Genomic DNA, 11,113 nt, shown 5'->3' on the forward strand with positions numbered 1-11,113 from the left:
TCCTGTGGTGCTCTCCAAGGTGCCGTCAGCGTCATCGCGGTCGGCTCAGTCAGATGACGCAAATGGTGGGGTCGGGACAGGCCTGAGGGGCCAAGGGCAGGCGTTCCCGCACCTTGCGGTGGCGCCGCTTCAACGGGTCGGCACCGTCTGCGGTGCGCGGGTCTGGACGCAGGACGGCGTCGGGCGAGGTCACACCTCGTCGGACGGAGCGGCGCGTGTGTCGGCGTCGAGGGCGTCGCGGAGCGCGGCGCGGCTGGTGATGCCCAGTTTGGGGAAGATGCGGTACAGGTGGGAGCTGACCGTGCGGGGTGACAGGAACAGCTTCGCGCCGATCTCCTTGTTCGTCAGGCCGGTCGCCGCGAGCTGGGCGATCTGCCGCTCCTGCACGGTCAGCGACTGCCATCCCTCGCCCCGCGCGCCGAATGCGGCACCGGCGGCGGCGAGCTCCGCACGGGCCCGCTCGGCCCAGGGGAGCGCGCCGAGGTCGGTGAGGACGCGCAGGGCCTCCTCGAGTTGCTCGCGCGCAGCCCTTGTCTCGTGGTCACGGCGCAGTCGCTCACCGTAGGCGAGGCGGATGCGGGCAGTCTCGAACGGGAACAGGGCGGCACCCGGCAGTGCGAGGGCGTGCTCGTACAGGCTGGGTGCGTCGTCTTGTGCGGTCATGGCCTGTGCCGCCGCAGTGACGAGCGCCAGGCGGGGGGAGAGAGCGGGCAGCCCGGCGGCCAGGGCCGTCTGCGCGTGGGCGCGGGCCTGATCGAGGTGTCCGCTGTGTACGGCCGCTTCGACGAAATCCAGCAGGGTGCGCGGTGCCTGCTGGGTGTGGGCTGCGAACTCGCCGGGTGCCGTGATGTTGGTCGCGAAGCGGTAGGCGATCGCATAGTCGGAGCGAGCCAGTGCCGCCGTCATGCCTACGGCATCCGCGTACTGGGTCAGGTAGCCGATTCCGCGTGGCCGGGCCCAGGCCTCCACTGCCCTGCGGTGACCATCGGCCGTGTCGCTGTCGCCGCGGCAGGCGGCGACCATGGCGAGAAAGGCGCGGAACTGATGGGCGAAGAGCGCGTAGCCGTGCCGGGCGGTCATCTCCAGACCGCGGCGGCCCGCCTGCTCGGCGTCGGCCCAGCGGCCTGCCCCCATGTGGTCCAGCATCACGAGCTGGAGCAGGGTCATGGCGTTTCCGGCGGCGCCCGCCTCTCCTTCCCTGGCAACCAGGCGCGCCAGAAGGGTGCGGAACTCGTCGAGTGTGTCGAGATAGTAGGCGCTGACCAGCAGCCGCATGGCATCCCACGGCCGGTCGGACGTGGCCCGGACGAACTGTCGGCGCAGGCGTTCCAGGCCGCCCACGCCCCGGCGGACCACGTCACCCCACGTGTCCCGGTAGAGGAGACTGGCCGAACCCGTCGGATCGGCCGGGTCGCAGAAACGGTCGACACAGGACTCGGTGATCGTCCAGGTGGCGCTGTCGGCCGCGAAGAGGGAGATCACCAGCAGGAGGTTGATCAATCGCTCCATCGTTGGCTTGTCCCGGACAGGGTCCAGTCGTTCCAGGGCGGCGACGACCTTACGATGCGTGGTGCGCACTTCGCCGTCCTGGTACAGGGCTGCGTAGCACTCGGCGATGATCACGTCGGTATCGGCCGTGCCCGCGCTCTCCGACAGCTGTTGCGCCCGTTCGAGCTGGGCCGACTGCCCGGCGACGAAGGCCGCCTCCGCCAGCCGCCGGGAGCGCTGGTCCGGCGTCTCGCTGAGCTGCGCGGCCCGCTCCAGCCAGCTCACCGCGACGGAGGAGGCTCCTCGCCTGGTCGCTGTTTCAGCAGCTTGCTCCAGCAGCGCGGCGACCTTCTCGTCGGGGTCCACCGTCGCCTCGGCGAGGTGGCGCGCCCGCCGCTCCTGGTCGTCGGGATAGAGCGCGGCGAGTTCGGCGTGGGCCGCCCGTCGGCGGTTGGGCGTGGCGAGCTGGACGACCGCGGAACGCACGAGCGGGTGCCGGAAGCCGAGCTGGCCGGTGACCGGGTCGATCACCAGAAGTCCGCGGCCGATCGCCTCGTCGACATCGCCCAACCGCCGTTCCAGCGCGGGGCGACGGGGACCGGCCACGGAGGACAGGCCGTCGAGGGCGGCCAGCAGGAGGGCCTCCTGCGCGGAAGGCGTCAGTTCGGAGATCCGGTTCCCGTACAGGCTCTCCAGGCGGCGCGTGAGGGGCAGAGGCGATGCCTGCCCTGAGGGAGCCGCAGGCACACGCCCGGCCGTCTTCGGCAGCTCGATCAACGCCAGCGGGTTGCCCTCGGCCCAGTGCAGCACGCGCTCACGGGTGAGCGGGTCCAGATGGGCGCCGGTGCGCTCCAGCAGCGCTGCCGCTTCCAGTCTGCCCAGCGATCCGACCTCGATCTCCTCGAGCCCGGCGTCGTCGAACACGGACGGTGCGTCCGCCCGCACGGTGATGACGCCCCGACCTCCGACCGCACCGGCCCGGCGCATCACGAACGTGCAGACCCTGGCACTTTCGTTGTCGAACCAGTGCGCATCGTCGACCGCGAAGAAGAGTTGCCGATCGTCCGCTGCCGCGGCGATGAGCGAGAGCATCGCGCCGGCGACCTCCGCCACGCCCGGAGCCGCCCCCGCGCGCAGTCCCGTGACCTGTTCCAGGACCGCGCGCGATACGTCGGGGAGTTGGGCACCGTAGGGAAGAAGCGGCAGGAGCAGCTGGTGCAGGCCGGCGAACGGCAGTTCGGACTCCGCCTCGACACCGGAGGCACCCACGATGCGTAGTCCCGCCTCGCCGGCCAGGGCCACGGCTACCTGAAGCAGTGCGCTCTTGCCCGTGCCGGCTTCGCCGCGCAGCACGGCGAACGCGTGGTGCGTGGGAACCGCCAGCACCCGCTCCAACCGCGCGAGCTCCTCCTGTCGCCCGATGAGCCGATGCTCGCCCTGAGCCACCTGTCACCGTCCCGTCCGTGTTCACTCCCGGCCACATACGTTGCCATCGCCGGTGGTCAGGACACGTTAGCGTGGGGCGGGGCCGTGGCCGTACGACGGCCTGCGGCGATCGGAACACCCCCGGTCTTCCAGGAAGTCAGCGACACCACGTCCTCGGCGGTCTCCCGAACACCGGCCGTCCGTAGGGCATGTCGCCGCCGTCCGCCGGCACTCAGAGCGGCCTGGGGCCGCAGGATCTGCTGGAGTGCATCAGCGATGAGGCGCTCGCCGCTCTGTACCTCAGCTGCCCAGCGGACGTGACAGGCACGGGTAACGGGTCACCGGGCTGTCGTACCTGTGCCCCAGGACCTCCCGATTCAGGCGACGCTGTTGTCCTCGCTCACCCGGATCACGATCTTTCCGCGGGGATGCTCCGACTGCAGGGCCTCGTAGGCGGCACGGGTCTCGGACAGGGGGACGACACGGTCCACGACCGGAGTGAGGCCGCCGTCGTCGATCAGCTCGGTGACGGCCTCCAGACCGGTACGGTCCGGCTCGACGACGAAGAACACCCCGCGTGCTCCGCGCGAGGCGGCGTCAGCCGGATTCGGGGGCTGCACGATACTGATCAGGGTGCCGCCCGGGCGCAGCACCGCCCATGAGCGGGCCAGTGTGTCGCCGCCGACTGTGTCCAGCACGACGTCGGCGCCGTCCACGCGGTCCTCGAAGCGGTCGCCTGCGTAGTCGATGACCTGGTCTGCGCCGAGCCGTGCGACGAATTCCCGGTCTCGTGCGGAAGCCGTTGCCGTCACTCGCGCGCCGAGCGCTGCGGCGATCTGCACGGCGAAGGAGCCGACACCCCCGGCCCCGCCGTGGACCAGGACGTGCTGCCCGGCCGTCAGCGAGGCATGGCCGACGAGTGCCTGCCAGGCCGTGAGGGCCGCCAGCGGGACGGCCGCCGCACCGGCATGGTCCAGCCGGGACGGCTTGGCTGCCAGTGCGTCCGCGGGAACGGTGACGTACTCGGCAGTTGCTCCGTCACGCGTGAACGGGATCAGCCCGTACACCTCGTCTCCCACGGCGAGGCCGGTAACCGCCGAGCCGAGTTCGGCCACGACTCCGCTGACCTCGTGCGAGGGAACGACCGGTGTCCGGTCGCTGCCGGTCCCGTCGAAGCTGTCGGTCCAGGTGGCGTCCCAGGCGAGTTCGCCGTTGGTGATGGAGGCGGCGTGCACGGATACGAGTACCTCGCCCGCGGCCGGTGCGGGACGTGGCGCGCTCTCGTACACCAGCTGCTCCGGACCGCCCCGCTTGTGGGCTCGAACAGCTTGCATCGTGGTCATCGGTCCATCACTCCTTGCGATGAGGGCGGTGTTGCGACCCACCCTGGCCCCGGGCCCACCTGACTTACTGCGGGCGTCTGGTTCCTGTTCAGGATGCGAGCGGCCAGAACGGGCGGCTTCCGTCATATGACTCAAACTGGTTGTGGGGACCGGTGCATGATCGCCTCGCGGGCCGCCTCTTGCGGGTGATCCGGGCCTCCTCGGCGGCCCGGCCGAGTTCGTCCAGCCGTGCGGTCAACCCCGCCAACTCCAACGACAGCGCCTGGCTGACCAACCTGGACCGGCCGCTGACCGGGTACGAGCGGATCTTCGGCACGGTCGGGACGCCACGCGGGCTGCGGACCCGGGGTGCGGTCGAGGACGTGGCGGAGATGGCGAAACGGGGCGGGCTGACCGTCCGGGACCTCCAGGACCAGGAGTTCGCGAACCGGGTGCCCGCCGGTGCCCTGGCGGCGGCCGACGCGGCGAAGGCGTGCGCCGCGCTGCCGGGCGGGACGGCAACGGGCAGCGACGGCACGGCGGTCGACGTCTCGGCGGCCTGCCCGGTGCTCGCGGCCTGGGACCGCACCATGGACACCGGCAGTCGCGGCGCTCTGCTCTTCGACCGTTTCTGGCGGAAGCTGACAGCTGCGGTCTCGCCCGCCCGGCTCTGGAAGGTGCCGTTCTCGGCGGCCGACCCGGTGCACACCCCGAACACGCTCGACACCGCGGCACCCGGCTTCGCCACGGCCCTCGCCGACGCCGTCGCCGAGTTGCGCACCGCGGGCATCCCGCTGAACTCCGCGCTCGGCGACCACCAGTTCGTCATACGGAACGGCCAGCGGATCCCGGTGCCGGGCGGCACGGAGGCGCTCGGTGTGTGGAACAAGATAGAGCCGGTGTGGAACGCGGCGCAGGGCGGCTACACCGACGTGTCGTTCGGCTCCAGCCACATCCAGGCGGTGGGCTGGGACGGCAGTCGCTGCCCCGTGGCCCGCACCCTGCTGACGTACTCCCAGTCCTCGAACCCGAACTCGCCCCACTACAGCGACCAGACCCCGCTGTTCTCGGGCGAGAAATGGGGGACCGCGCGGTTCTGCGAGAAGGACGTCCTGTCGTCACCCGCGTTGAAAACGGTTCGAGTGCACGAACACTGAGCCTATGTGGTCCCGCGCCATGTGGGGCGGGACCACACTCATGGGGCACGAGAAAATCACAGTCGATGCGATATGCATCAATGGTCGCTCACCGAATGCGACATGTGCTTCACCGTGCCCCCGTGCGCCCCTTTGAAGAAGGCTTTCTGGAAACCGAATGCCGTTCAACTGGGCAGGACACGTCTCGCACTGGGCAGGAGGTTTCCATGCACCGTGCTGCGCCTGAACAAAAACGAACGTGGACGACAGGTACTGCTCCCGGCATATTCCCTCTCCTCGGTCACGGTATCGCCTTATACCGCCGGCCGCTGGCGTTTCTGAATTCTTTGCCCGCGCACGGAGATCTGGTCGAGATACGGCTGGGCCCCCAGCGTGCCTGGATGGTGTGCCACCCGGAGCTGGCCCACGAGGTGCTCATGGATCCGCACACCTTCGACAAGGGGGGCCCGCTGTACGACAGGCTGGGGAACCTGATGGGCGACGGACTCGTCACCTGCCGCCAGGCGACGCACCGGGAAAAGCGCCGACTGCTGCAGCCCGCCTTCCGTTCCTCCCACGTCTCCGTGTACACGGACCTCGTCGCCGAGGAGGCCGAGGCGGTGTGCGAGGGGTGGCGGACGGGGCGGGCCGTTCCCGTCACCGAGGCGATGATGACCCTCACGACCCGTGTGATCAGCCGGGTCCTGCTCTCCGACTCGCTGGACGACGCGACGGCCGCCGAGGTGCGGAACTGTCTCTCCGACGTGGTCCGCGGGCTCTTCGTCCGCACGGTCGTACCGATCGACGCCCTGTTCCGCCTCCCCACCCCCGCCAACCGCCGCTACCGGCGCGCCCTCGCCCGCCTGCACGCCGTCATCGACACGGCGATCGCCGAGCGCCGCCGGGGCGAGGACCGCAACGACCGAGACGACGTACTGGGAACACTGCTGGCGGCGGCGCGCGGCGACAGCGGCCCGACGGCGGTCACGGACCAGGAGATCCACGACCACCTGATCACGCTGCTGCTGGCGGGCGCCGAGACCACGGCGCTGTGCCTGGCCTCGGCGTTCAGCCTGCTGGCCCGCCATCCGGAGGCCGAGCGCCGGCTGCACGCCGAACTGGACACCGTCCTCGCCGACGGCCGCCGGCCCGGCCCCGCCGATCTGCCGCACCTCGGCTACACCCGGTCCGTCGTCTCCGAGACGCTGCGTCACTCGTCGCCCGGCTGGCTCTTCACCCGCGTCACCACCAGGGAGACGGAACTCGCCGGGCGCCGGCTGCCCGAGGGAGCCACCGTGCTCTACAGCCCCTACCTCCTGCACCACGATCCGGCCTCGTTCCCCGATCCCGAGCGCTTCGACCCCGACCGCTGGTCGCCCGGGCGGCTCACCGCCGGACAGCGCCGCGCGATGATGCCGTTCTCCGCGGGCAACCGCAAATGCGTCGGCGACGAGTTCGCCATGGTGGAGGCCACCCTGGCGCTCGCGACCATCGCCGGGCGCCGGCGCCTGCGCCATCTGCCCGGGTACGTCGAACGGACACCGCGGCCCGCGATCACCCTGGGGCCGCGATCACTGGTCATGGTCTGCGAAGCCCGTCCCACGCATGGCACTTCACACCCCCGAACGGCAGGTGATCACGTTGTCGACAACACATGAGGAAAGCGCCGTCGGCGTCCTGGACGCATCCCAGGTCTCCGATCTCAGGGATCTGATCGACACCCACCTCACCATGCCGTTCCCGTTCGCCCGCAACCCTCATGAATCCGAGGCCGCGGCCGGTGTCGACGCGTGGCTGAGGGTGTGGGGGCTGACCGACGAACCGGGCGTGGCGACGATGATCGCGCGTACCCGCCCCGCCGAGCTCGCGTCCTGCACCAGCGCCGCCGTCGACTCCGGGCTCCTCCAGATCGTGGCCAATCAGATCGCCTATCAGTTCGTCTTCGACGACCGTGCGGAGGACGTCGGGCGCTACTCTCCCGGCAGGCTGATACCGATGCTGTGCGAGAGCGTCGCGATCCTGCGGGACGACCGGCCGCCCAGCACCCCGCTCGGAGCGGCCCTGGCCGACCTCCACCGGCAGGTCCGGGAACGGTGCACACCCGCACAGGCCGCGCGCTGGGCCTGGAAGAGCCGTGAATACGTGCACGGCCTGCTGTACGAAGCGGTGGCGCAGGCGCAGCCCTTCCCCTTGCGGCCGGGCGACTGCACCTCCATACGGTCACTGACCGCCGGAGTCGAGCCGTTCTACCCGTTGTACGAGGCCGCCCAGCCGCACGAGATACCCCTTGCCGAACTCCACCACCCCGCCATGGAGCGGCTCACCCGGCTGTCGGCCGACGCGGCCGTGTGGACGGCCGACCTGTTCTCCGCGGTGAAGGAACAGCGTGCGGGCGAAATGATCAACCTGGCCCTGGCCTATCAACGCGAACACCAGTGCTCTCTCCAGGCTGCCGTCTTCCTGGCCGTCCAGCGGGTCAACGGCACGATCGAAGAGTTCCTGAGGCTGTACCGGACCATCGAACCGGAGTTGAGCGCCGCCGGTGTTGGTTACATCGAAGGCATGATCGGCTGGATCCACGGGTGCTACCAGTGGTCCCGCACCGTGCCGCGCTACTCGGACGTGACCTCAATACCTGCCGTGCCATAAGGACTCCGCAGTAAACCTCCACCGGAGGTGTCCATCCAGGTCCTCGTACCCAGCGAGCAGGCATTCTCCCATCTGTCAGTTTCTGATTCACCCTATAGTGCTCAATCCGGCCTATCGCACCTCGACGGGGCGTACGCTCGGCTGTCCCGTAGGCCGAACGACAGAAAGCGGTACGGCTCATGGCAACGGAGCTGCGGCAACCGATCACGGACCAGGAGACGTTGATCGAGCGCCGGGGGGAACTCCATGCCCTCGATGCCGCGTTCCAGGAGCTGCGACGCACCGCGGACGGCACGTCGCGAGCAAGGCGCAAGGGACTGCTCGCCTTCACCGGGTCGGCCGGATTGGGCAAGACAGCACTCGTCACGGAAGCACGTGCCCGGGCCGCGGCACACGGATTCACCGTGCTGTCGGGCCGTGGCGGCGAGGCGGAACAGGGTTCGGCGTTCCGCGTGGTACGCCAGTTGATGCAGCCGTCACTGGCGAGGATGGACGAGGCGGAGCTCCACGCCTTCCTGGGAAGTTGGTACGACACCGTCGCCGGCGTGCTCAGTCTCGAGGCGAAGGGACCCGCCCCCGCACCGGATCCGACCGGTGTGCGCGAAGGTCTCGACTGGGTCATGACGCGCCTCACGGTGAAGAAGGCTCCCGTCGTCCTGCTCGTGGACGACCTGCACTGGACGGACGCCGAGTCACTGACCTGGCTCGCCTCCTTCGCACCGCGCGTCGACGACCTTCCCCTGCTGATCGTGGTCACCTACCGGCCCGACGAGCTGCCCGCCGAGGCCGGCGGACTCCGTGCGTTCATGGGCGACCATGGGGACCGCCCCCACAACCTGGCTCTGCTCACCACCGAGGGAGTGGCGCAGATCGTCAGGAACGAGATCGGCGAGGCGGCGGAGGACCGGTTCTGCAAGGAATGCTGGTCGGCCACCGGAGGGAGCCCCTTCGAGGCGGTGGAGCTCGCCATCGGACTCGCCGAGCGGAGGCTGATCGGCACCGACGACGACCTGCCGGCGATGCGCGAGCTTGCCGCGGCGATCAAGGGCCCGGGGCTGATCGAGCGTCTGGAACGGCTCGGAACCGCGACCGTCCGCTTCGCGCACACCGCTGCTGTGCTTGGTTCGCCCTTCTCGCCGCAACTCGCGGCGACCATCTCGGTGCTCGGCGACGAGGCCGTCGCCGAGGCGACCGAGAAGTTGCGCGCGGCCCGGATCCTGGCCAACGGCCACGGCCCCGAGGGCGAGCTCGAATTCGTACACCCGCTCATCGCCACGACGATCTACCGGTCCATCCGCACGGGTTTCCGGACCGGTTTGCACAACACCGCCGCACAGGCGCTCCTGACCGCGGGGTACGGCCCCACCGCAGCCGCGCGGCATCTGCTGGAGGTCCCGTGCGAGGACCGTCCCGAAACGGTCGCCTGTCTGCGCGAGGCCGCTCGCGAATACCTGCGTGCCGGGGCCACCGACGCGGCCCGGCGGCTGCTGGCCCGCGCGCTGCAGGAGCCGCCTCTGCCCGAGGACCATGCCGCGGTCCTTCACGAACTCGCGTGTGCCACGTTCCTGATCGAGCCCACCGCCACGGTGAGACATCTGCGCCAGGCGCTGGCACAGCCCGACGTCGACCCCGAGCTGCGGGCCTCCGTCGTCTACCGGCTGACGACGGCTCTGGCCCATACCGACAAGTTGGCCGAGGCCGTGGCCGTGGCCGCCGAAGAGGCGCGGAAGGCCACGAATCCTCGCGTCAAACTCCGCATGCAGGCCGATCAGTTCGTCTGGAGCATGGTGCGTTCCGACGATCGCGACTCCCCGGCCCGTTCTCGGACGCTGGCGCGTCTGGCCGAGCAGTTGCCCGGCCGTAGTCTGGAGGAGCGCTACATCCTGGGGCTGCGGGCCTGGGACGCCGCCATACGCGGCGAACCGAGGCAGACCGCCCTCGCGTACGCCGAGAAGGCCCTGCGCGGTGGTATGAGCTGGACCGACGAGAACCGGGGATTCGAGGTACCGCTTTCCGTCGCCCTGGTCTTCATGTACGGCGACCAGCCACAACGGGCCGAGGAGCTGTTCAACCAAGGTATCGCCGAATGCCTGGCCAAGGGGTGGCACGGCTCCCACCTGGCCTTCGGCCAGACCATCGCCGGTTACATCCGCTACCGCCGTGGCTGGCTCGCCGAAGCCGAGAACGCCGTACGGGAGGGTCTGCGCATCGCCGACAAGGTGGACGGGGTCGTGGCCGCCGAGTGGTTCGGCGTGAGCATCCTCATCAAGACCCTGCTGGCCCGCGGGCGTGTCACAGAGGCGCGCTCACTCGCCGACGAGCACCACTTCGACGAGACGGCCCTCAACACCGTCATCTACCCCGACCCCCGCACCGTCTACGCCGAACTCCTCCTCGCGGAGGGCCGTCATGCCGAGGCGGCCCGGCTGCTGGCCGCGGTCGGGGAGTGGCTGGACGGGCGGGGCTGGCGCAATCCGGCCTGGTGCCCGTGGCAGCTGCGGCTCGCCTCCGCGCTCGCCCCGACCGCCCGGGACGAGGCGGTCGGGCACGCCCAGGACGCCGTGCGGCGGGCCCGGGACTTCGGCGCCGCCGCCACCATCGGCCAGGCCCTGCACACGCTCGCCGAGGTGACCGGTGGGACGGCCGCGGTCGACCTGTACGCGGAGGCCGTAGGCCACCTGGAACAGTCCCCGGCCGCCTATGAGCTCGCCTGCGCCCAGATCGGCCACGGCGCCGCGCTGTCCCGCAACGGCCGGCTGCAGGAGGCCGCCGACCGGCTCTACCAGGGCCTGGAAGGAGCCGTCCACTGCGGCGCCGAGGCCCTTGCAGCCCGGGCCAGGGAGGAGCTCTCGGCGGCCGGGCTGCGTCCGCTGCCGCTGCGTTATGTGCAGGCGGACACGCTGACCGCGCCGGAACTCCGCACCGCCGAACTGACCGTCCAGGGGCTCCCGGTGGCGGTGGTCGCCAAGGAGCTGCACCTCACCGAGCAGGGGGTACGGCAGTTGCTGTCCCGTGTCTATCGCAAGATCGGCACGGACGCCGCCGGCCTCGCCGGGTTCCTGGAGACCCGTCATCGCCCGCGTCCCTGAGGAC

General features: G+C 70.4%; 5 protein-coding genes and 1 pseudogene. 4 read left to right on the top strand and 2 right to left on the bottom strand.

Annotated elements, in window-relative coordinates:
- Positions 1-189 precede the first annotated feature (189 nt).
- Positions 190-2,934: a LuxR family transcriptional regulator gene (locus EDD90_RS03020; protein ID WP_123971606.1), complete on the bottom strand. Its 2,745-nt coding sequence runs from the start codon at positions 2,932-2,934 to the stop codon at positions 190-192.
- A gap of 356 nt (positions 2,935-3,290) precedes the next feature.
- Positions 3,291-4,256 carry an NADP-dependent oxidoreductase gene (locus tag EDD90_RS03025; RefSeq protein ID WP_260327566.1) on the bottom strand — a complete coding sequence of 322 codons (966 nt, stop codon included), beginning with the start codon at positions 4,254-4,256 and terminating at the stop codon, positions 3,291-3,293.
- A 245-nt stretch (positions 4,257-4,501) separates the two neighbouring features.
- Between EDD90_RS03025 and EDD90_RS03030 the strand changes: the two are divergent.
- The 4 genes and pseudogenes from EDD90_RS03030 to EDD90_RS03045 form a co-directional block, all read left to right on the top strand.
- Positions 4,502-5,392: pseudogene (locus EDD90_RS03030) on the top strand (penicillin acylase family protein); the annotation flags it as partial.
- A 206-nt stretch (positions 5,393-5,598) separates the two neighbouring features.
- Complete coding sequence (locus EDD90_RS03035) at positions 5,599-7,029, top strand: cytochrome P450 (protein WP_123980820.1); 1,431 nt, start codon at positions 5,599-5,601, stop codon at positions 7,027-7,029.
- Positions 7,004-8,020 carry a (-)-alpha-amorphene synthase gene (locus tag EDD90_RS03040; RefSeq protein ID WP_123980822.1) on the top strand — a complete coding sequence of 339 codons (1,017 nt, stop codon included), beginning with the start codon at positions 7,004-7,006 and terminating at the stop codon, positions 8,018-8,020. The genes EDD90_RS03035 and EDD90_RS03040 overlap by 26 nt, the downstream gene beginning before the upstream one ends.
- 179 nt (positions 8,021-8,199) lie before the next feature.
- The gene (locus EDD90_RS03045) at positions 8,200-11,109 is read left to right on the top strand and encodes an AAA family ATPase (protein ID WP_123971607.1); all 2,910 of its coding nucleotides are present in this window, start codon (positions 8,200-8,202) and stop codon (positions 11,107-11,109) included.
- Positions 11,110-11,113: the final 4 nt, after the last annotated feature.

Origin of the sequence: Streptomyces sp. Ag109_O5-1 (assembly GCF_003814875.1) — a bacterium.
Classification (GTDB): Bacteria; Actinomycetota; Actinomycetes; order Streptomycetales; family Streptomycetaceae; genus Streptomyces; species Streptomyces sasae.